Raw genomic sequence first — 20115 nt, forward strand, 5'->3', positions numbered from 1 at the left:
TCCGTCACACACGGGCTTTTGCTTCACAACCGTCACAAGTGACTAGGTGAGCGGTTCGCTCGGGTCCGCAAAAACCAACAGGCTTGACTGTAAATGCACGGTCCAGCATGCTGGGCCGGTGACCGAGAGCCCGACGAGGACGCCCCAGCCCGAGCGCACGCGGCTCATGCGGCAGCGCCTCCTCGAGGCCACGATCGACTCGCTCGTGGAGGTCGGCTGGGCCGGAACCTCCACCACCGTGGTCAGCCAGCGCGCGGGCGTCAGCCGCGGCGCTCAGCTGCACCACTTCCCCAGCAAGCAGGACCTGGTGGTCGCGGCCGTGGAGTACCTCGCCGAGCGTCGCCGCGAGGAGCTCGCGGTCGACATCGACGCCCTGCCCGAGGAGGGCCGCACGCGCGCGGTGCTGGACCTGCTCGTGAGCCAGTACACGTCGCCGGTCTTCCTCGCCGCGCTGGAGCTCTGGGTGGCGGCGCGCACCGACTCCGACCTGCTGGCCAAGGTCGCCCCGTTCGAGCGCCGCGTGGGCCGCGAGATCCACGCCCACGCCGTGACCCTCCTCGAGGTGGACGAGTCGCGCGGACGCAACCGCCAGCTCGTGCAGGCCACCCTCGACCTGCTGCGCGGCCTCGGCCTCGCGGCCACCCTCACCGACGACTCCGCACGCCGGGCCTCGATCCTCGACGCCTGGGCCGACACCCTCGACCGGGAGCTGGAACGATGAACAAGCTGGACGCCGTCCTCGACGACCTCGCCGCCGAGTCGGCCCAGCTGGACGGCTGGGTCGCCGGACTGACCCCCGACCAGTGGGGCACCGTCACCACCCCGGAGGGCTGGACCGTCGCCCACCAGGTCGCGCACCTGCACTGGACCGACGTCACCTCCACGTACGCCATCAGCGACAAGGAGGCGTTCGACGCGCTGATCGTGGCGGCGCTGGAGAACCCCGAGGGCTACGTCGACGAGGCGACCGACGAGCTCGCGCAGGAGCCGCCCGAGTCGCTGCTGCCGGCGTGGCGCCAAGGTCGCACGAACCTCGTGGAGGCGCTCCAGTCCGTGCCCGAGGGCAACAGGATCCCGTGGTTCGGTCCGCCGATGAGCCCCGTGTCGATGGCGACCGCCCGCTTGATGGAGACCTGGGCGCACGGGCACGACGTCGCCGAGGCGCTCGACATCTCGGTGCCGCGCACCGACCGCGCCAAGCACGTGTGCCACATCGGCGTGCGCACCTTCGGGTTCACGCACCAGGTGCGTGGCGAGGAGGTGCCTGCCGTCGAGGTGCGCGTCGAGCTGACCGCCCCGTCGGGCGAGCTGTGGACGTGGGGTCCCGAGGACGCCGCCGAGCGCGTCATCGGTGACGGCTGGGACTTCGCGCTGCTCGCCACGCGCCGCCGCCACCGCTCCGACGTCGACGTCACCGCCACCGGCCCCGCCGCCGACCACTGGCTCGACATCGTCCAGGCCTTCGCCGGCCTCCCCGGCAACGACCCCAAGCCGCTCGCCGACCGCTGACGGTTTCCCCGGTTAACCGGGGAAACTGTCACTTAACGGGGTTCGCAAACCCCGTTAAGTGACAGGAAACCTCGTTCAGTCGAGGGGCGAGACGCGCAGGAGGGCCTTCGTGGTGCGGCGGTCGGCCATGTCGGCGTAGGCCTGCGCGACGTCGGCGAGGTCGTACTGCCGGTCGAAGACCACGCCCGGGCGCAGGGTGCCGGCGAGGACCTCGGGCAGGAGCTCGTCCAGCAGGGCGCGGGCCGGGGCGCCGCCGGCGCGCAGGCCGAGATTCTTCGCGAACAGCTGGCGCGGGTGGAAGTCGTCGCCGTGCGGGATGCCGACCATGCCGATCTGGCCGCCGACGCGGGCGGCGTCGATCGCGGTCGCGAGGCTCTCGGACGTGCCCACGCACTCGAGGACGTGCGCCGGTCCGCCGTCGCGCGAGCGCAGCTGCCACACGGCCTCCTCGCCGCGGACCTCGATCACGTCGTCCGCGCCGAGCAGCCGCGCGAGGCGCTGGCGGTCGGGGTTCCGCGACAGGATCGTCACGTGCCGCGCGCCCTCGCGACGGCAGGCGGCGACCGCGCACAGGCCCACTGCCCCGTCGCCGATCACGACCGCGTCGGCGCCGGGTACGACACCCGCACATCGCGCCGCGTGCACACCGGTCGCCATCACGTCGGTGAGCGCCAGCAGGTGGGGGAGCAGCTCCTCGGTCACCGGAGCGTCCACGCGCACGAGCGTCCCGTCGGCGAGCGGCACCCGCACGAGCTCGCCCTGGCCCCCGTCGAGAGGCCGGCCCGCGTCGTCGAAAGCACCCCAGTACCCGCCGTGCGCGCAGTTCGAGGTGAACCCCTCGCGGCACGCCGAGCACGTGTTGTCGCCGAACGTGAACGCCGAGAGCACGAAGTCGCCCGGCACCAGCGCCACGGCGGATCCGGCGGACACGACCCGCCCGACGAACTCGTGGCCCATGCGGCGAGGCTCGTCGAAGGAGTTGTCGCCGCGGAACCACCAGAGGTCCGAGCCGCACACGGCGGCCGCGACGACCTCGACGACGGCGTCGGTGGGCTCGAGGACGACGGGTCGGGCCGCTGCTCGAGGCCGACCCGGCCGGGTGCTGTCAGGACGGTGGCGCGCACCGTGAACCCTGTTTCGTCTGCTATGGTCCGATGTATACAAAAAAGTATCAGATGGAGGTCGAGTCAATGCGCGTGTTCTCAGGTCCCGAGGAGCTCCAGGCGGCGGTCGGTGAGGAGATCGGCGTCAGCGAGTGGCTCGAGATCACGCAGGAGCGCGTGAACCTCTTCGCCGACGCGACCGGGGACCACCAGTGGATCCACACCGATCCCGAGGCCGCGGCCGAGGGCCCGTTCGGCACGACGATCGCGCACGGCTACCTGACGCTCAGCCTCATGGTCCCGTTCATGCTCGAGGTCTACCGCGTCGAGAACCGCAAGCACGCGGTCAACTACGGCCTCAACAAGGTCCGCTTCACCTCGCCCGTCCCCGTGGGCTCGCGCCTGCGCGGCCGCCTCACGCTGGCGAACGCCGAGGAGGTCAAGGGCGGCGGGCTCCAGCTGACCTGGGCCGCAACGATCGAGCGCGAGGGCGAGGACCGTCCGGCCTGCATCGCCGAGAACATCACCCGCGTCTACTTCTGAGCGTGGGCACCCCCGCGGCCCCGCGCTCGACCTGGCAGCTGCTGGCCGACCGCCGGTTCGGCCCCTTCGTGCTGGGCAAGGGTCTGGCGTTCACCGGCGTGTGGATCCACCACGTCGTCACGGCGGTGCTGGCGTGGCAGCTCACCCACTCGGCGGTGTGGGTGGCCGCCGTCAGCGTCGTCCACTTCATCCCGCAGGTCGTCCTGGCCCCGGTGATCGGGCCGCTGTCCGACCGCTCGAGCCGAGGCCGCCTCGTGGCCTACGGCCGCCTGTTCTGCATCGCCGGCACCGGAGGCCTCGGCCTGTGTCTCTCGCTCGTGGGCGCCGAGGGCACCGGGATCGCGGGCGTCCTGATCTTCTCGCTGATCGCGGGCATCGGCTTCGCCGTGAGCGGCCCGGCCATGCAGGCGATGGTGTCCGACCTCGTCCACCCGAACGAGGTGGGCCGCGCGGTCGCGATCGACTCCGTCCCCACGATGTTCGGCCGCGCCGCGGGCCCGGCAATCGGCGCCCTCCTGGCGGCGGCGTTCGGGCCGGCGGCCGCCCTGGGCGTGGCGGCCAGCGGCCACGTGGTCTTCGGCGTCATCTCGGTCCTCATCGCGCGCGGCGACAAGCCCATCGCCGCGACGAGCGAGGGCGGCAGCTTCCGCGCCGGCCTGGGCTACATCCGCCGCAACCCCGTGGTCGCGATGCTGCTGCTCGGCGTCACCGCGGTCGGCCTCGGCGCCGATCCCGTGGTGACCTTGGCGCCCGCGATCGCCCACGACCTCGACGCCCCTGAGGCCTTCGTCGGCTACATCGGGTCGGCGTTCGGCGTCGGCGCGCTCATCGGCAGCGGCGTCTCGACGGTCTTCAACGGCGGCCTGCGGGTGCAGCGCGCCCCCGCCATCGGCCTCACCGGTCTCGCGCTGGGCTCGCTCGCCGTGCCGTTCCTCGACTCGCCGACGGCGGTCTGCGTGGCGTTCTTCCTCGCCGGCATCGGCTTCACCGTGGCGTTCTCCGGCTGCACGGCGATGCTGCACCACGTCGTCCCCACACACATGCGCGGTCGCGTGATGTCGCTGTGGGTCATCGCGTTCATGGGCTCGCGCCCGCTCGCGTCGGTGCTCAACGGCATCGTCGCGGACACCCTCGGCCCCGATTGGGCGATGGTGATGATGGCCGTGATCGTCGGCGCCGTCGCGATCGCGTCGCTGCCGGTGGTGCTGCGCCGCCTCACCCGCGACTGAGGGGTCAGCGAGGACGCGACCAGCCGAGCCGCTGCGTGAGCAGGTGCTCGGTGCTGCCGCGGTGCTCGTCGGAGAGCTTGATGAGCGCCTCGTTGTCGCGCGCCTTGACCGCCTCGATGATCTTGTCGTGGTCCTCGTGCACGCGCAGGCGCGAGTCGGCCTGCTGGATGTAGAGGGAGCGGTAGAAGCTCGACATGTACCAGAGCCGGCGGATCTCCTCGCGGACCAGCTTGAGCGGGCTCGGCTCGAAGATGAGGAAGTGGAAGTCGAAGTTCGTCGACTGCCACTCGTCGGGGTCGGTGTTCGCGCTGAGGGTCTTGAGGTGGTCGTTGAGCCGCTTGAGCTCGTCGACGTCGACGGCCGCGAGGTCGACCGTGCGGACGACCTCGGTCTCCAGCAGGCGACGCATCAGGTAGATCTCGGCGAGGTCCTCGCCGCTGAACCGCGCGACGGTGAAGCCCGTGTTGGGCTTGTAGTCCAGGACGCCCTCGGCCTGCAGGGTCGACAGCGCCTCGCGCACGGGGATGCGGCTGACGTTGAGCTGCGCCGCGATCTCGCCCTGGTGCACCTTCTGTCCGGGCAGGAGAGTGCCGGAGATGATCATCTGCCGGATCTCGGTCAGGCAGCGCTGCACTCCCGTCGCGGTCGGGGTGGTCTTCGCCATCGGAACGGCCTCTCAGCAGGTGGGTCGGTCGGTGGTCAGTGCATTCCGAAGCGTATACATGGGTTCGGGACACCTTCCAGGAGTCAAGGATATACATTCTTGCATGTCATTACGCATTCATGGTTGAATGCGGAACGTGTGGTCCAAGCCACACCCCGAGACGTGACGGAAGGACGTCCCCCGTGCCCCATCCTGTTGCCGAAGCTCCCGCCACGGCCGCCAACACCCGCGGCCTCGACGCGCTGTTCGACCCGCGCGGCGTGGCCATCCTGGGCGCCTCGTCCGATCCGACGAAGATCGGCGGCCGTCCGCTGCGCTTCATCAAGGAGTCCGGCTACACGGGCGGCATCTACCCGATCAACCCGAAGTCCGACGAGGTGCAGGGCGTCAAGGCCTACGCCTCGATCGAGGACGTCGACGGCGTCGTCGACCTCGCCGTGATCGCCCTGCCCGCGAAGCACGTCCTGTCCTCGGTGGAGTCCTGCGGCAAGCAGGGCGTCAAGGTCGTCACGATCTTCAGCGCCGGCTTCGCCGAGATGGGCGCCGAGGGCCTCGCCCTCCAGGGCCAGGTGCTCGAGATCGCCGGCCGCTACGGCATGCGCGTGCTCGGCCCCAACTGCATCGGCAGCATGAACGCCGCCAACGGCGCCGTCGGCACCTTCGCCGCCTCCGTGGGCGTGCCGTTCGTCGTCGAGCCGCTGGCCAAGGTCGCGCTCGTCAGCCAGAGCGGCGCGATCGCCAGCGAGTGGGTCGTCAACGGCAAGCAGACCGGCCTGAACTTCGACCCGTGGCTGTCCACCGGCAACGAGGCCGACATCCAGCTGGCCGACGTGCTCGCGCACCTGGCCGCCGACGACTCGGTCGAGATCATCGCCGCCTACCTCGAGGGCTGCCGCGACGGCGAGCGCCTGCGCCAGGCCCTCGCGGTCGCGCAGGAGAACGGCAAGCCGGTCGTCGTGCTCAAGGTCGGCCGCTCCGAGGTCGGCGCCACCGCCGCCGCCTCGCACACCGCGTCCCTCGTCGGCTCGGACCAGGTCTTCGACGCGCTGTTCGACCAGTACGGCGTCATCCGGGTCGACTCCATGGCCGAGCTGTTCGACGTCTGCTACGCCCTCTCGGTGGGCAAGCTGCCGCAGGGCGACCGCCTCGGCATCCTCACCGGCTCGGGCGGCATCGGCATCATCGCCGCCGACGAGGCCGCCGAGCAGGGCCTCCAGGTGCCCACGCCGTCGCAGGCGCTGCAGGACGAGCTCAAGGCGATCTGGCCCCCGGCCGGCGTCGGCAACCCGGTCGACCTCACCGCGCAGCTGATGAACGACGAGAACCTGCTGCCGTCGTTCGTCGACGCGTGCCTCAAGGACGGCGCGTTCGACTCGATCGTCATGGGCCTGACCTACATGGGCCTGCTCGAGCCGTGGACCGACCTCGTCGTCCGTGCGCTGAAGCTGGCCCGCGAGGCGCACCCCGAGGCGCCGATCTTCGCCACCACGCTCTCGACCCCCGAGGTCAAGCGCGCCGTGGAGGAGCTGAACATCCCCGTCTTCGACGACATCACCAAGGCCGTGCAGATCATGGGCCGCGTCACGGACTACGCGCTGCGGCGCCAGCGCTTCGAGAAGTCGCGTGCCGCCGAGGCCACGCAGGCCCCGGCAGCGTCCGTCCCCGCGCTGCCCGAGGTCTTCACCGAGGTCACCGCCAAGGCGTTCATCTCCGAGGCCGGCGTGCCCGTGGCCCCCGAGGTCGTCGTGTCGTCGGCCGCCGAGGCCGCCGCGGCGCAGGAGCGCGTCGGCGGTCCCGTGGTGCTCAAGGTGGTCTCGCCCGACATCGCGCACAAGACCGAGGTCGGCGGCGTCGTCCTCGGCGTGGCCACCCCCGAGGAGGCCGCGGAGGCGCACGACCGGATCCTCGAGTCGGCCCGCCGCCACGAGCCCGACGCCCGCATCGACGGCGTGCTCGTCGCGCCGATGATCACCGACGGCATCGAGACGATCCTGGGCGTCGTCGACGACCCCACGTTCGGCCCGGTCGTCATGTTCGGGCTCGGCGGCATCTTCGTCGAGGTCCTCAAGGACGTCACCTACCGACTCGCCCCGTTCGGTCTGGAGACCGCACACGAGATGATCCGCGAGATCCGCGGCTCGGCGATGCTCGACGGCGTGCGGGGCGCGGCCCCGGCCGACGTCGACGCGCTGGCGGGCGCACTCGTCGCCCTCTCGAACGTGGCCGCGGAACACCGCAGCCGCTTCGACAGCATCGAGGTCAACCCCTTCCTCGTGCGTCCGCAGGGCCACGGCGCTGCAGCCCTCGACGCCCTCATCACCGAGCGCGTCACCCCCTGATCGCCATCCGGCGACACCTTGATCCCCCCACCCATCACAGGAGAAACACGATGAAGAAACTCAGCTTCGCAGCCCTCGCCGGCGTGCTGGCGGTGTCGATGGCCGCGTGCGGCGACTCGGCCTCCAGCGGTGACGCCGAGGACTACCCGGCCGGTGACATCACCATGGTCGTCGCGTACGCCGCCGGTGGCCCGACCGACCTCGCCGGTCGCGCCGTCGCCAAGCAGTTCGAGAAGGACCTGGGGGTCTCGGTCGTCGTGGAGAACCTCGAGGGTGCCTCCGGCGCCGTCGGCTCGGCGAAGGTCATCAACAGCAAGCCGGACGGCCTGACGCTCGGCACGACCACCGCGTCGGCCATCAGCCGCGTCCCCACCATCGAGAAGGTCGGCTTCGAGGCCGGCGACGGCACCCCGATCGGCGTCGTCACCGAGTCGCCGGGCGTCTTCTTCGTCAAGGAGGACTCGCCCTACAAGACGTTCGACGACCTCCTCGCCGACGCCAAGAAGCGTCCGGGCAAGATCACCGTCGGCGCCGCCGGCGCCCAGACCCCGCAGGCCGTCGAGCTGCTGCGCATGGGCACCGAGTACGACACCGAGTTCAAGCTCGTGCCGTTTCAGGGCGACGCCCCGGCCCTGACCGGTCTGCTCGGCGACAACGTCGACGTCATCATCCCGTCGTACAACGAGCAGGTCCGCGCCCAGCACGAGGCCGGCAAGATCCGCCCGCTCGCGGTCATGGGTCCCGACCGCAAGGAGTACCTCGGCGACACGCCCACGCTGGCCGAGTCGGGCTTCGACAAGCTGACCTACGGCATCTCGTCCTTCATCGTCATCGCGCCGAAGGACACGCCGGAGGAGATCGTCACGAAGCTCGAGGACTCCCTCGAGACCGCGCTGGAGGATCCCGCGACCCGCAAGGCCGCCGGCGAGCTCAACGTCCCCGCCGAGTTCATCGGCTCGGAGGAGCTCCAGCAGAAGATCGACGACGAGGTCAAGGACCTGACGCCGGTCCTGAAGCAGCTCTTCGGCTGATCAGCCGTGGTGGGTCCGGACCGTCCGCGGTCCGGGCCCACCGTTCCCGATTCCACCTGACAGGACCTCGACATGACCGACATGACCGAAGAGCAGGCCGCGGTGCCCGAGAGCCCTCCCGCGACCACGCGCGGCACCGGCTGGCTCGCTTCCAAGGTGCCGCTGGTGGTCGCCATCGCGATCGCGGTGGTCTTCCACCTGCAGACCAGCGAGATGGAGGTCGGCACGCTCACCGAGCCCGGCCCCGGCTACTGGCCCCGCGTGCTGATCGTCAGCATCATCGTCGTCTCGCTGCTCGGCTTCGTGATGGACATGACCGACGGCATCGAGACCTTCGAGCTGGGCGCCACGGCGCGCGTGCTCGGGGGCTTCGTGACGCTCGTCGTCTTCACGCTGATGTTCGAGCAGACCGGCTCGATCCTGGCGGGCTTCGTCTTCCTCATGCTCTGGCTCAAGGGCCTCAACGGCGAGAGCTGGCGCATGTCGCTGGCGATCGCCGTCGTCGCGCCGCTGGCCAGCTACCTGCTCTTCGTCACCGCGCTCGGCGTCCGCCTGCCCGAGGACATCGTCGCCAGCCTGTGGGGAGGTCGCTGACCCATGGACTCGCTGACCAACCTCATGTCGGGCTTCGGGGTCGTCTTCACCCCGGAGAACCTGCTCTTCGTCTTCCTCGGCGTCACGATCGGCACGATCATCGGCGTGCTGCCGGGTCTCGGTCCGACCGCCACGATCGCACTGCTGCTGCCGATCACGTACTCGATCACGCCCGAGGCCGCGATCATGATGCTCGCGGGCGTCTACTACGGCTCGATGTACGGCGGCACGATCACCTCGGTCCTGCTGCGCATCCCGGGCGAGGCCGCGAGCGCGATCACCGCGCTCGACGGCTACGAGATGACCAAGCAGGGACGCGGCGGACCAGCCCTCGGCATCGCCGCGATCGGCTCCTTCATCGGCGGCACGATCGCCATCATCGGTCTGGCGCTCATCGCCCCGGCCGTCGCCGCCGCCGCGCTGCGCTTCGGACCGCCCGAGTACGCGGCCATCACGATCCTCGGCCTGGTGCTGGTGACCTACCTCGGCACCAAGTCCACGGTGAAGAGCGTCATCGCCGCGCTGTTCGGCCTGCTGCTCGCCGCCGTCGGCCCCGACCCGATCCAGGGCACGTCGCGCTTCAGCTTCGACATGCCCGAGCTGATCTCCGGCCTCGACCTCGTCGCCATCGCGATGGGCATGTTCGGCATCGGCGAGATCATGTACAACCTCGAGAAGCGCCTCACCAGTTCGGGCACGATCGGCACGATCGACCGCATCCTGCCGACCAAGCAGGACTGGAAGGACTCGCGCGGACCGATCGCCCGCGGCACGATCCTGGGCTTCCCGATCGGCATCCTGCCCGGCGGTGGCGGCGTCATGAGCTCGCTGGCCTCGTACGCGGTGGAGAAGAAGGTCGCGAAGGACCCGAGCCGGTTCGGCAAGGGCGCCATCGAGGGCGTCGCCGGTCCCGAGACCGCGAACAACTCCTCGTCGATCTCGGCGTTCATCCCGCTGCTGACGCTGGGCCTGCCGTCCAACGCCGTCCTCGCCCTGATCCTCGGCGCGCTGATGATGCAGGACATCACGCCCGGCCCCGGCATGATCGACGAGCACCCCGAGCTGTTCTGGGGCGTCATCGCCTCGATGTTCATCGGCAACCTGATCCTGCTGGCGCTCAACCTGCCGTTCGTCGGCCTGTTCGTGCAGCTGCTGCGCGTGCGCATCGGCATCATCGGCGGCGTCGCGCTGCTGATCACGCTCATCGGCGTCTACACGATCAGCTACACGCAGTTCGACATGTGGGTCATGATCATCGCCGGCTTCGTCGGCTACCTCATGCGCAAGACCGGCTTCGAGCCCGCGCCGCTGGTGCTGGCGTTCGTGCTCGGCAGCGTCATGGAGATCGCGTTCCGCCAGTCGCTGCTGATGTCGGACGGCTCGCTGTCGATCTTCGTCACCCGCCCGATCTCGGGCACCATCATCGCCGTCGTCGCACTCGTCATCGTGACCTCGGTCGTCGGCGCCATCCGCCGTCGCCGCGGTCAGGGCAACGGGATCATCGACATGACCAAGCAGCTCGCGGAGGACTGACCCATGGACCTGAACTTCACCCCCGAACAGCAGGCGTTCCGCCGCGAGCTGCAGGACTGGTTCGCCGCGAACGGCCCGAAGGGTCGCCTCGACAGCCCGTACTCCGAGCCCGGCCTCAGCCAGCACCTGGAGTGGGAGAAGGCGCTCTTCGATGCCGGCTACGCCGCGCCGGGCTGGCCGAAGGAGGTCGGCGGCATGGGCGCCGACGCCTGGGACCAGCTGATCTACGACGAGGAGTACGCGCGATTCCGGCTGCCGGAGCGCCTCAACAAGATGGGCCTCGTGCACGGCGGTCCCACCGTCGAGGCGCACGGCACCGACGAGCAGAAGCAGCGCTTCCTGCCCGGCATCCTCAACTGCGAGGACATCTGGTGCCAGGGCTTCTCCGAGCCCGGCGCCGGCAGCGACCTGGCCGCCATCCGCACCACGGGCCGCATCAACGGCGACACGATGGTGGTCGACGGCCAGAAGATCTGGACCTCGCAGGGCATCATCGCCACCACGATGTTCGCGCTCGTGCGCACCGATCCCACCGCGAAGGGCCACAAGGGCCTGACGTTCGTCATCATCGACCTGCGCTCGCCGGGCGTGGAGATCCGCCCGCTGGGCCAGCTGCACGGCAACCCGGGCTTCGCCGAGGTGTTCTTCGAGAACGTCGAGGTGCCGGTGGAGAACGTGATCGGCGAGGTCGGCGACGGCTGGCGCGTGGCCGGCACGTCGCTCCAGCTCGAGCGCGGCACGGGCCGCGGCACGCACACGCGCCTCGAGCAGGCGCTGGTCGACCTCGCCCGCGACACGGGCGAGCGCGGCTCCGAGGGCCAGGTCGAGGAGCTCGGCCGGCTCGCGGCGTGGACCTTCGCCTACGAGCAGGCCACGTACGCGGCGACGCACGAGATCGCCACGGGCCGCACCGGCCCGGACGTCTCCAGCATCCAGAAGATGCTCTACACCCAGATCCACACGGCGGTCCACGAGCAGCACCTCGCGGTGCTCGGCGCGGACGCCGAGGTCATGACCGACCACGGTCCCGACGGCGAGATGTTCGGCATGCGTCGCAACTACTGGCACGGGCGGGGCGCCGAGATCTACGCCGGGTCCAACGAGATCCAGCGCAACATCATCTCCGAGCGGATGCTCGGACTGCCGAAGGAGCCGCGCGGATGAAGATCGCATTCGAACCCGAGCAGCAGGACCTCGCGACGTCGTTCGACCAGGCTGTGGCGGCCGAGGTCGATGTCGAGGCGCTGCGGGCGCTGTGGACCACCGAGACCGGTCGGTCGGAGAAGCTCCGCGCGACGATCGCGCAGCTCGGCCTGACCACGATCCTCGTTCCGGAGGAGTTCGAGGGCTATGGCGGCACGCTCGTCGACCTCGCCCTCGTGCTGGAGCGCGTCGGCTACCACGCGGTGCCGGACGCGCTGGTCGAGTCACTCGTCACCGCGCCGGTCGCGCTGACCGTCGCGGGCTCGCCCGAGCAGCAGGCGGCCTGGCTGCCGAGGCTGGCCGACGGCTCGGCCACGGCGACGGTCGCGCTGCGTGGACTGGCCTCGGTGCCGGACGCGCACGTCAGCGACGTGCTGATCTTCCGCGACGGCGACGAGCTCAAGCTGGTCGAGACGTCCGCGTGCGAGCTGACGCCGCTGCGTTCGATGGACCCGTCTCGCCGGCAGTTCGCGGTGACCTTGCCCGAGGGCGCGGCCCAGGTGCTGCCCGGTGGTCGCGTCGAGACCGTCCTCGCCCACGAGGCCGCGGCGTCGGCGAGCGTCCTCATCGGTCTCAGCCGCCGGATGCTCGACGAGACCGTCGCCTACGCGAAGGTGCGCGAGCAGTTCGGTCGCGTCATCGGCTCGTTCCAGGCCGTGAAGCACCAGCTGGCCGACGCGGTCGCGAACGTCGAGCTGGCCGCGTTCGCGGTGCACGCCGCCGCGGCGAAGGTGGCCGACGGTGCACCCGACGCCCCGACCGCCGCTCTGGCCGCCCGCATCGTGGCGGTCGAGGCCGAGTTCGAGGCCAACCGGGCCTCGCTCCAGCTGCACGGAGGCATCGGCTTCACGTGGGAGCACCACCTCCAGCTGTGGCTCAAGCGCGGCAAGGCGCTCGAGCAGGCCCACGGCAGCCTCACCGAGCTCACCGCGGCCCTCGGCCGCGCCACCATCGACTCCGCGAAGGCCACCGCATGAGCGACGACATCCTCCTCGAGGTCGAGGACCAGATCGCGACGATCACCCTCAACCGCCCTCACCGCAAGAACGCGCAGACGGCCGACGGCTGGGCGCTGCTCCACGACCACCTGCGCACGATCTCGTACGACGACTCGATCCGCGCCGTGGTGCTGACGGGTGCCGGCGACGCGTTCTGCGCGGGCGCGGACATCGGTGGCGGACCGGCGGCGGGCCACCCGCTGACGCGCGTGCGCAACATCAGCCGCACGCCCGAGGCCCTCTACAGCCTGAACAAGCCGACGATCGCGAAGGTCAAGGGCGCGGCTGTCGGCGCGGGCTTCAACATGGCGCTGTGCTGCGACTTCGTTGTGGCGTCGTCGACCGCGAAGTTCTCCGAGATCTTCGCCCAGCGTGGCCTGAGCCTCGACTTCGGCGGCGCCTGGCTGCTGCCGCGGCTCGCGGGTCTCCAGCAGGCGAAGCGCCTGGCGTTCCTCGCCGACTTCGTCACCCCGGAGGAGGCCAAGGAGCTCGGCCTCGTCACGTGGGTGAAGGAGCCCGAGGAGATCGACGGCTTCGTCGCCGACCTCGCCGACCGCCTCGCCGCGATGCCCCCGATCGCGATCGCCCAGAACAAGGACCTCCTGCACAACGGTGTGGTCCAGTCGTTCCGCGACGTGCTCGACAACGAGGCCCGCGCCCAGGCGATCAACTACGCCACCGACGATGCCCCGGCCGCCTTCAAGGCGTTCGCTGACAAGACCGAGGCCGAGTTCACCGGGAAGTGGTCGATCACGTGAGCGTTCCCGAGTTCGAGCAGATCACGCTGACGCTGGCCGACCGCGTCCTGGAGCTGCGCCTCAACCGGCCCGACCGGATGAACGCGTTCACGCCGGTCATGCGCACCGAGATGGTCGAGGCCCTCGACTGGGCCGAGGCGAACGACGACGTGCGCGTCGTCATCGTGACGGGGGAGGGGAGGGCGTTCTGCGCCGGTGCCGACCTCGGCGGCGCGGGTGACAAGCCGTTCTCCTACAGCGGTGACGGCATGCGCAACGACCGCTCGGACGCCGACGAGATCGCGGGCCTGCCGCGTGACGGCGGCGGCGTGGTGACGCTGCGCCTGGCCTCGTTCCCGAAGCCGGTCATCGCCGCGATCAACGGCGCCGCGATCGGCGTGGGCATCACGATGACCCTGCCGATGGACATCCGCATCGCGTCGACGAAGGCGAAGTTCGGCTTCGTGTTCGCGCGCCGCGGCATCGCCCCGGAGGCCGTCTCCAGCTGGTTCCTGCCGCGTGTCGTCGGGATCTCGCAGGCGTCGGAGTGGGCGCTGACGGGTCGTGTGTTCGAGGCCGACGAGGCGCTGCGCGGGCGGCTGGTGTCGCGTGTCGTGGAGCCCGAGGACGTGCTCCCGACCGCGCACTCCATCGCGCGCGAGATCGCCGACAACACCTCGGGCGTCGCCGTCGCGGCAACGCGCCGGATGCTGTGGTCGCAGCTGACGCAGGACGACCTGTGGGAGACCCACAAGCTGGAGACCCAGACGATCGCCGCGCTCAAGCAGGGACCCGACGCCAAGGAGGGCGTCGCGTCGTTCCTCGAGAAGCGCGACGCCGTGTTCACCGGCAGGTTGGGCACCGACCTGCCCGATGCCGTTCCCGACTGGCCGGTCCGCCCGGCCGCCGACTGAATCCCCCTCGAAGGAGCCCTCATGCTGAAGACCCGTTTCACCGAGACGTTCGGTGTCACCCATCCGATCGTCCAGGGCGGGATGCAGTGGGTGGGGCGGGCCGAACTGGCCGCCGCCGTCTCCGACGCGGGCGCGCTGGGCATCATCACCGCGCTGACGCAGCCGACCCCGGAGGCGCTGGCCGGTGAGATCGCGAAGGCGCGCGAGCTGACCGACAAGCCGTTCGGCGTGAACCTGACGATCCTCCCGTCGATCAACCCGCCGCCGTACGACGAGTACCGTCACGCGATCGCCGAGTCGGGCGTGAAGATCGTGGAGACCGCGGGCGCGAACCCCGAGCCGCACATGCCGTTCTTCAAGGACCACGGCATCAAGGTGCTCCACAAGTGCACGAGCGTCCGTCACGCGCTGCGCGCCGAGAAGGTGGGCGTCGACGGCGTCTCCATCGACGGCTTCGAGTGCGCCGGCCACCCGGGCGAGGACGACATCCCCGGGCTGGTGCTGATTCCTGCGGCCGCCGACAAGCTCTCGATCCCGATCATCGCCTCGGGCGGCATCGCGGACGAGCGCGGCCTCGTCGCGGCCCTGGCGCTGGGCGCCGACGGCGTGAACATGGGCACCCGCTTCATGAGCACGCAGGAGTCGTGGATCCACCAGAACGTCAAGGACCGCATCGTCGAGGCCACCGAGCGCGAGACCTCGCTGATCTTCCGCCCGCTGCGCAACACCGCGCGCGTGGCCCGCAACGAGATCAGCACCAAGGTCGTCTCGATGCTCGACGAGGGCGCCCAGTTCGAGGACATCCGCGAACTCGTCGCCGGTGTCCGCGGCCGCGAGGTCTACGAGTCCGGTGATCTGGATGCCGGCGTCTGGTCCGTCGGCATGGTCCAGGGCCTCATCCAGGACGTCCCCTCGGCTCGCGAGCTCGTCGAGCGCATGGTCTCCGGCGCCGAGCAGATCATCAACGGCCGCTTGGCCGGCTTCATCAACTGACGCTGCGAAACGAAGGGCCCGGCCGTCTCGGCCGGGCCCTTCGTCGTTCAACCCGTGTGCGGAGACCTGCGGAGTCGCTTAGCGCGATGACGCAGCGCCTGCGGCCGTCGGGCGTCCGAAGCGATATTGCCGAGCTCAACGCTGAGTGCCTCGGAAGGAACACCTTGTTCGAGCCACTTCATGGCGTGGGCAGGCCAGTAGTCCATCGGCCACGCCAACGCGTACCTGATGAGTTCGACAGGGTCGTATTCACGCGGGTCGCCTTCGACGAAGTCGCCCTCGAGGTCAATGATGTGTTTCAACAGGTCATCCGGCTCGGCGTGACGAGAGTCGCCGCGCTCGTCACCAGTCGTCACGGCGAACCCGCTTGTCCATGAGGATTGCCCAGGTGTACGCCGATCCCTGGCGGTCCTTGATGTCGCTCGGGCGGTCGGCGGGCATCGCGGCGGTGGCCTTCGCGAAGTTGGTGCGTGAGAGCGAGCGGTTGATCTCGCGCCCGTCCCTCGTCACTCGGAGGTAGTCGCCCGGGACTCGGTAGGTGAACGGCAGCCCGCTGGCCGTCGTGAACTCCTCGCCGGCGCAGCGCCGGATGCGCTCCCAGACCTCGATGAACTCACTCATGCCGCCAGTCTTGCTGGTCTCACGTCGACTTGTGGCCCACTCAGTCCGGGTGCTCACTTCGCAGCGGCCTTGGCCTTCTTCACGGCGGTCCGCGCCACGGCCTCGAAGTCCTGAGGCGACATGCTGCCGCCGACCTCGTACGAGGCGAGCATGACGAGAGTCCTGCCGACCCGGACGATCACCATCGGGACGTCGATGACCTGCCCGCCCGAGCTGGAGCGCAGCCTCAGCGCCACCGTGTCGTCGCCGAGCTGGGGGAAGGCCATGCTGGAGGGCTGGTACGTGATCGTCATGCCTTGGGCTGTCTCGGTGTAGGAGGGGCAGTCCGCGAGCACCTTGCGGAGCGACTTCATCTCCTTCAGGACCTCGCGCTTCGGCCGCGAGAGCACCGACTGGCTCAGGAAGGGGCCGTTCTCGCTCCGGGAGAAGTAGACGTCACTCGTGCCGGACGCCGAGATGTCGTCGTCCAAGGTCTGCGTCAGCGTCTTGCACGCCGGGTGAGCGGAGTCCCTCCGCACCTCGGACCCGCCGGCAGGGTCGGGAGCGGGGGAGACGCTCCACCCGTCGGGAAGGTCCTTCACGGTGAGCAGCGCCTTCTCGATCTGGTCCTCCGAGAGGAGCTTGCGAGGCGCCTCCTCGACGACGGTCCCGTACTTCTGCGGGTCGACGTCCGGGCTGGAGGGCCCGCACGCTGCGAGGACCAGGGCGGACGCGACGGCGACGGCGGCGAGAACGGACTTCACCCACGAGAGCCTAGGTTCGTCCTCGCCGCCTGTTCGCGGGCTCGGCTACTTCTTCGAGTACTTCACCCACGGGGTGAACGAGTTCTTGTACGGCAGGTGATCGATGCGCGCCGGCGTGTATGCGTGGTAGCCGGAGTCGTCGATGTACCCGGACTGGATGCTCCGCACGTTCACCCGGACGTACTTCGGGTGGTACAGGCAGCCCTTCTTCGGCTTGACGTGGACCACGACGATGCCGTTCTCGAGGTCGTACCGCTCACGAACCGACTTGCCGCACCTGCCGGGGAACGGATAGGTCACCCAGCTCTCCCGGTGCGCTGTGGATCCCTTGAGCGCGCGGAACCCGCCGTCACCCGGGATGCCGACCTCGTCGGCGAACTCGGCACCGGCCGACTTGTGGTTCGTGTCGAGAAGGAGGCGGAACTCGCCGACTGGGGTGGACTCCGCGTTCCAGTCGACCGGCTTCATCCTCACGGTGACGCGCACGCCCTTGGCGTTGTTGACGACCTTGACCTTGTAGAGGTCGAAGGCGCTCGACCCGCCGCCCGCGGGATCCGGCGTGGTGGCCTCCCGCGCCTGAGCGCTGGTCGCAGCACTGAGCAGGCCAACAACCAACGCGAGGGACAGAAGAATGCCGCGCCGGCGCCGACGCATCGTGCCGGGGGCGGGTTCGGTGTTCGAGGTGTGGTGACTGGGCATGACGTTCTCCATCCGTGGCGAGCCGCTGGTGTCGGCAATGAAGAGACGCCTACCCGCGATTCCGTACTCCGATTCGCAGAGGAGGTCTGGTGCGAGTGACGATGCGTTGGCGAAGTGCCCACCATCGGACTTGCTCACCATCGTGAAGGAGAAGCGCGTGACCAACCCCAGGCTGGAGGTCCTCGACCGCTACATGGAGGGCTTCCGCCGCAGCGACCACGACCTGGTGCTGAGCTGCCTGACGGACGACGTGGTGTTGCACGTGCACGGCGTCCGAACAACGCGTGGCAAGGTGGATTTCGACACCGAGATCGAGAACCCATACTTCGAGGGCCGTCCGGAGTTGACCGTCGACCGCACCTTCGAATCCGGCGACGTCTTCATCCTCACGGGCACGGGCGTCGGCCACCACAAGCAGGCTGGTCGCATCGCGTTCGTCTACAGCGACCTGTTTACGTTCCGAGGCGACCTCATCGCCGAGGTCGAGTCTTACGTCGTCCCAGTCGGCTGAGTCCGCGTCCTTGTCGTGCGAGCGGGGAAGTTCCAGAGGATGCGTCATTCCGCCCACAATGATGTAGGGCCGCTCGCGCGATTTCCCGCAGTTGGCCACCAAGTCAGCGCAACTACTCAAGTCAAGCTGGAAAGATCCAGCCGCATACGCAGTCTCGTTGCGACCGGCCAGGCAGACTTACCGCGGTCGTACGCCCAGATGCACGCAACCAGTCCGGGATGAGTGCCGATCTTCTCGGCGAAAGCCACCAGCTCCTCGCGTCCCTCGACCTTCGAGAGCTCACGTCCACGTCCGCGGAGAATCACCTTCTTTGCAAAGGTGTTCGCCTCGGTTTCCGCGCCGTCTGTGTCGTCCGACCCGTCGAGTTCGATGAGGCTCCGACGCCGAGGATGAAGGACGACATGCGCCGCCTCATGAAAGAAGCTGAACCAGACGCTGTCTTCGAACTTTCCGCGCTCAGTAAGAACGATGACTGGTCGTTCGGGACCGAGCCATCGAACGGCTGCCGAGGCGCGAGTGCCATCGAGGCTTGGGTTGAAGACAACCGCGACCCCAACGCGGGCGCATCGTTCTTGTAGGGCAGCGAAGGCCTCTCTCATGGGAAGGAGTGTGACCTCCGGCAGCTGCTCGAGCAGTTCGGTGAAAGCTGCCTTGTTGTACGGCTCAACCTCCAGGTCGTCGGCTTTGAGCTCCGCGCTCCTGAGCCAGAGAGCCGTGACATGCGGGTCGACTGTCCAGCGCTGCGATCGCCGGAATGACAGAGCTGCTTCGCCATAGACCGCGTTGTATGCGTCGGGGTCTGCGACAGCCAGGTAATTGAGAAGGTCCTCAATCTGAGTCTCGATAGACGACTTCACGTCGACGATGCTGAGCCTTTGAAGTACGGTTTTCGGGAAGTTCGCATACCAATCTCGGTGGCCTATCAGTCCGTCTCGAAGCTTGACCCGCTGCTTGTTGGACTGGTTGACCGCGTCTGCTTGCGTCAGAACGACCGCAGGGATTCCAAGGGTGCGTTCAAGGCGCAACGCAGTATCGGCGGACAGCGGGACGGCGTCTTGGATCACTTGGTTGAGATGCTTCGCCGATGTTCCGGCGCGAGCGGCAAGATCCGCTTGCGTGTAACCGCGGGCGTTGAGTTCGAATCGGATGAGGTCTCCGGGGGTGACCTGGTAGTCATGGGCTAGTGGCTGCGGGACTCGCTGGCCCGGAGCGGACTGTTTCATCAACTGGCCTCTTTCAATGGCAGGCCGACGGCCAAGATGGCGACCGAAAACACGGTGCTGAGGCTGTGTCTGGTTCCGTCGGTATGTAGGGGTTTGCCGAGCTCGTCGATGGGGCTAAGGAGCAGACCGGTCGCTGGGGTTCCGAAGTGGAATTCGGTCCGTCCTACGTTCGCGAGCTGGGTGAGTCTGGTGCCCTTGGACTTCGTCAGGTGCGCCATGTTTCCGGCGAGCTTGACGTAGGTGAGGAGGATGCGCAGATCGTGACTGACCACGCCTCCGTGGGCCGCAACCGCAGACGGCTCCAGCGCCTCAGCGACGCCGTTGCCGAGCGGGAGAACGTTCACCAGATCGCCTTTACCAATCACGTAAAGCAAAGATGTGCTTTACTTGTTCTGTAAAGCCTACCGCTGGTCGATCGTCGCCCGGCATCCGCCACACCAAAGATCGGAGGGCTAATCATGAGGGTCTACGTTCATGACGCCGAGGGGAAGCGAGTTGTCGAAGCAGACGAGGCTGCGACACTCGTAGATGTCACGGGTGCAAGCGCGGGCACCAAGATCTGGGCCGAGGACGCCGCCGAGCCGCTCGCCGCTGACGCCACTGTCCGTGTTCTCGCCGGCCGCAACGTTGCCGCGGTTCACGTCGGTAAGGGACTGATTACCGTGAGCGTCACCTACGCGGGCGCCACGAAGACCGAGACGTTCGGTCCCGGCGCGAAGATCGACAAGGTCCTGGACTGGGCTACTGGCAAGGACGGGTTCGACCTCCCGGAAGGAGACCGGCATGACCTCGTTCTGCGCCTGAAGGGCAGCACCGGCTCGCTCGACCCGGACACGCATGTCGGAACACTGGCCGGCAAGGGTGAGACGCTCGCCCTGGACCTGCTTCCCGGCGATAAGTTCGCTGGCTGAGCCGAGGCTGATGAGCG

General features: G+C 68.9%; 23 protein-coding genes. 15 read left to right on the top strand and 8 right to left on the bottom strand.

Translation table 11 applies throughout. The features are described from left to right. The first annotated feature begins 118 nt into the window (after positions 1-118). Together O3S82_RS00525 and O3S82_RS00530 are read left to right on the top strand one after the other, a co-directional pair. Complete coding sequence (locus O3S82_RS00525; RefSeq protein ID WP_179427054.1) at positions 119-721, top strand: TetR/AcrR family transcriptional regulator; 603 nt, start codon at positions 119-121, stop codon at positions 719-721. Continuing rightward, positions 718-1509 (top strand): TIGR03084 family metal-binding protein, encoded by a 792-nt coding sequence (locus tag O3S82_RS00530; RefSeq protein WP_179427052.1) that lies wholly within the window; start codon positions 718-720, stop codon positions 1507-1509. Before O3S82_RS00525 ends, O3S82_RS00530 begins: the two co-directional genes overlap by 4 nt. 75 nt (positions 1510-1584) lie before the next feature. Here the strand turns inward: O3S82_RS00530 and O3S82_RS00535 are convergent, their stop codons facing one another. Beyond that, positions 1585-2526, bottom strand: coding sequence for a zinc-binding dehydrogenase (locus O3S82_RS00535; protein WP_269304688.1), 942 nt, complete (start codon positions 2524-2526; stop codon positions 1585-1587). A 158-nt stretch (positions 2527-2684) separates the two neighbouring features. On the opposite strand from O3S82_RS00535, the gene O3S82_RS00540 reads away from it, so the two are divergent. Both O3S82_RS00540 and O3S82_RS00545 read left to right on the top strand, forming a co-directional pair. Beyond that, positions 2685-3155: a MaoC family dehydratase gene (locus O3S82_RS00540; RefSeq protein WP_269304689.1), complete on the top strand. Its 471-nt coding sequence runs from the start codon at positions 2685-2687 to the stop codon at positions 3153-3155. 2 nt (positions 3156-3157) lie between these two features. Further along, positions 3158-4384: an MFS transporter gene (locus O3S82_RS00545; protein ID WP_269304691.1), complete on the top strand. Its 1227-nt coding sequence runs from the start codon at positions 3158-3160 to the stop codon at positions 4382-4384. A gap of 4 nt (positions 4385-4388) precedes the next feature. Here O3S82_RS00545 and O3S82_RS00550 read toward each other — a convergent pair whose 3' ends face one another. After that, positions 4389-5048 (bottom strand): GntR family transcriptional regulator, encoded by a 660-nt coding sequence (locus tag O3S82_RS00550; RefSeq protein ID WP_179427046.1) that lies wholly within the window; start codon positions 5046-5048, stop codon positions 4389-4391. A gap of 182 nt (positions 5049-5230) precedes the next feature. Between O3S82_RS00550 and O3S82_RS00555 the strand changes: the two genes are divergently transcribed. The 9 genes from O3S82_RS00555 (at position 5231) to O3S82_RS00595 (ending at position 15390) form a co-directional block, all read left to right on the top strand. Then, positions 5231-7387, top strand: a complete 2157-nt coding sequence (locus O3S82_RS00555; RefSeq protein WP_269304694.1) for an acetate--CoA ligase family protein — start codon at positions 5231-5233, stop codon at positions 7385-7387. 50 nt (positions 7388-7437) lie between these two features. Further along, entirely contained in the window at positions 7438-8418 is a 981-nt protein-coding gene (locus O3S82_RS00560) for a Bug family tripartite tricarboxylate transporter substrate binding protein (RefSeq protein ID WP_269304696.1), read from the top strand. Positions 8419-8490: 72 nt separating this feature from the next. Beyond that, a complete protein-coding gene (locus tag O3S82_RS00565) occupies positions 8491-9012 on the top strand; it encodes a tripartite tricarboxylate transporter TctB family protein (RefSeq protein ID WP_269304698.1) in 522 nt (173 codons plus the stop codon). Between the two features lie 3 nt (positions 9013-9015). Next, entirely contained in the window at positions 9016-10545 is a 1530-nt protein-coding gene (locus tag O3S82_RS00570) for a tripartite tricarboxylate transporter permease (RefSeq protein ID WP_179427038.1), read from the top strand. 3 nt (positions 10546-10548) lie between these two features. After that, a complete protein-coding gene (locus O3S82_RS00575) occupies positions 10549-11709 on the top strand; it encodes an acyl-CoA dehydrogenase family protein (RefSeq protein WP_269304701.1) in 1161 nt (386 codons plus the stop codon). Then, positions 11706-12725 (top strand): acyl-CoA dehydrogenase family protein, encoded by a 1020-nt coding sequence (locus tag O3S82_RS00580; RefSeq protein ID WP_269304703.1) that lies wholly within the window; start codon positions 11706-11708, stop codon positions 12723-12725. Before O3S82_RS00575 ends, O3S82_RS00580 begins: the two co-directional genes overlap by 4 nt. After that, positions 12722-13504 carry an enoyl-CoA hydratase/isomerase family protein gene (locus O3S82_RS00585; RefSeq protein ID WP_269304705.1) on the top strand — a complete coding sequence of 261 codons (783 nt, stop codon included), beginning with the start codon at positions 12722-12724 and terminating at the stop codon, positions 13502-13504. Before O3S82_RS00580 ends, O3S82_RS00585 begins: the two co-directional genes overlap by 4 nt. Continuing rightward, complete coding sequence (locus O3S82_RS00590) at positions 13501-14397, top strand: enoyl-CoA hydratase-related protein (RefSeq protein WP_269304707.1); 897 nt, start codon at positions 13501-13503, stop codon at positions 14395-14397. Before O3S82_RS00585 ends, O3S82_RS00590 begins: the two co-directional genes overlap by 4 nt. A 21-nt stretch (positions 14398-14418) precedes the next feature. Further along, on the top strand, positions 14419-15390 hold the full coding sequence (locus tag O3S82_RS00595; protein WP_269304709.1) for an NAD(P)H-dependent flavin oxidoreductase: 972 nt from the start codon (positions 14419-14421) through the stop codon (positions 15388-15390). Positions 15391-15437: 47 nt separating this feature from the next. On the opposite strand, the gene O3S82_RS00600 is transcribed toward O3S82_RS00595, so the two are convergent. Genes O3S82_RS00600 through O3S82_RS00615 form a run of 4 tightly spaced genes read right to left on the bottom strand, consistent with a single transcriptional unit; the run spans position 15438 to position 17453 of the window. After that, positions 15438-15746 (bottom strand): hypothetical protein, encoded by a 309-nt coding sequence (locus O3S82_RS00600; RefSeq protein ID WP_269304711.1) that lies wholly within the window; start codon positions 15744-15746, stop codon positions 15438-15440. Next, on the bottom strand, positions 15733-16011 hold the full coding sequence (locus O3S82_RS00605; protein ID WP_269304713.1) for a hypothetical protein: 279 nt from the start codon (positions 16009-16011) through the stop codon (positions 15733-15735). Before O3S82_RS00605 ends, O3S82_RS00600 begins: the two co-directional genes overlap by 14 nt. 53 nt (positions 16012-16064) lie before the next feature. Next, positions 16065-16754, bottom strand: coding sequence for a hypothetical protein (locus tag O3S82_RS00610; RefSeq protein WP_269304715.1), 690 nt, complete (start codon positions 16752-16754; stop codon positions 16065-16067). Positions 16755-16799: 45 nt separating this feature from the next. Continuing rightward, the gene (locus tag O3S82_RS00615) at positions 16800-17453 is read right to left on the bottom strand and encodes a hypothetical protein (protein ID WP_269304717.1); all 654 of its coding nucleotides are present in this window, start codon (positions 17451-17453) and stop codon (positions 16800-16802) included. Here O3S82_RS00615 and O3S82_RS00620 point away from each other — a divergent pair. After that, complete coding sequence (locus O3S82_RS00620; protein WP_269304718.1) at positions 17452-17964, top strand: nuclear transport factor 2 family protein; 513 nt, start codon at positions 17452-17454, stop codon at positions 17962-17964. The two genes, O3S82_RS00615 and O3S82_RS00620, sit on opposite strands and share 2 nt — an antisense overlap. Before the next feature lie 116 nt (positions 17965-18080). Here the strand turns inward: O3S82_RS00620 and O3S82_RS00625 are convergent, their stop codons facing one another. After that, entirely contained in the window at positions 18081-19187 is a 1107-nt protein-coding gene (locus tag O3S82_RS00625; RefSeq protein WP_269304720.1) for an XRE family transcriptional regulator, read from the bottom strand. Beyond that, positions 19187-19531, bottom strand: a complete 345-nt coding sequence (locus tag O3S82_RS00630; RefSeq protein ID WP_269304723.1) for a hypothetical protein — start codon at positions 19529-19531, stop codon at positions 19187-19189. The genes O3S82_RS00625 and O3S82_RS00630 overlap by 1 nt, the downstream gene beginning before the upstream one ends. Positions 19532-19645: 114 nt before the next feature. On the opposite strand from O3S82_RS00630, the gene O3S82_RS00635 reads away from it, so the two are divergent. Next, on the top strand, positions 19646-20098 hold the full coding sequence (locus tag O3S82_RS00635; RefSeq protein WP_269304724.1) for a hypothetical protein: 453 nt from the start codon (positions 19646-19648) through the stop codon (positions 20096-20098). Positions 20099-20115: the final 17 nt, after the last annotated feature.

Source organism: Aeromicrobium sp. HA, from assembly GCF_027171405.1.
GTDB classification, from domain to species: Bacteria; Actinomycetota; Actinomycetes; order Propionibacteriales; family Nocardioidaceae; genus Aeromicrobium; species Aeromicrobium tamlense.

Coding starts and splice junctions, on each gene's coding strand:
- O3S82_RS00530 (WP_179427052.1), top strand. CDS start 718: ATGAACAAGCTGGACGCCGTCCTCGACGACCTCGCCGCCGAGTCGGCC.
- O3S82_RS00540 (WP_269304689.1), top strand. CDS start 2,685: ATGGAGGTCGAGTCAATGCGCGTGTTCTCAGGTCCCGAGGAGCTCCAG.
- O3S82_RS00550 (WP_179427046.1), bottom strand. CDS start 5,048: ATGGCGAAGACCACCCCGACCGCGACGGGAGTGCAGCGCTGCCTGACC.
- O3S82_RS00560 (WP_269304696.1), top strand. CDS start 7,438: ATGAAGAAACTCAGCTTCGCAGCCCTCGCCGGCGTGCTGGCGGTGTCG.
- O3S82_RS00565 (WP_269304698.1), top strand. CDS start 8,491: ATGACCGACATGACCGAAGAGCAGGCCGCGGTGCCCGAGAGCCCTCCC.
- O3S82_RS00570 (WP_179427038.1), top strand. CDS start 9,016: ATGGACTCGCTGACCAACCTCATGTCGGGCTTCGGGGTCGTCTTCACC.
- O3S82_RS00575 (WP_269304701.1), top strand. CDS start 10,549: ATGGACCTGAACTTCACCCCCGAACAGCAGGCGTTCCGCCGCGAGCTG.
- O3S82_RS00580 (WP_269304703.1), top strand. CDS start 11,706: ATGAAGATCGCATTCGAACCCGAGCAGCAGGACCTCGCGACGTCGTTC.
- O3S82_RS00585 (WP_269304705.1), top strand. CDS start 12,722: ATGAGCGACGACATCCTCCTCGAGGTCGAGGACCAGATCGCGACGATC.
- O3S82_RS00595 (WP_269304709.1), top strand. CDS start 14,419: ATGCTGAAGACCCGTTTCACCGAGACGTTCGGTGTCACCCATCCGATC.
- O3S82_RS00605 (WP_269304713.1), bottom strand. CDS start 16,011: ATGAGTGAGTTCATCGAGGTCTGGGAGCGCATCCGGCGCTGCGCCGGC.
- O3S82_RS00620 (WP_269304718.1), top strand. CDS start 17,452: ATGACGTTCTCCATCCGTGGCGAGCCGCTGGTGTCGGCAATGAAGAGA.
- O3S82_RS00615 (WP_269304717.1), bottom strand. CDS start 17,453: ATGCCCAGTCACCACACCTCGAACACCGAACCCGCCCCCGGCACGATG.
- O3S82_RS00625 (WP_269304720.1), bottom strand. CDS start 19,187: ATGAAACAGTCCGCTCCGGGCCAGCGAGTCCCGCAGCCACTAGCCCAT.
- O3S82_RS00635 (WP_269304724.1), top strand. CDS start 19,646: ATGAGGGTCTACGTTCATGACGCCGAGGGGAAGCGAGTTGTCGAAGCA.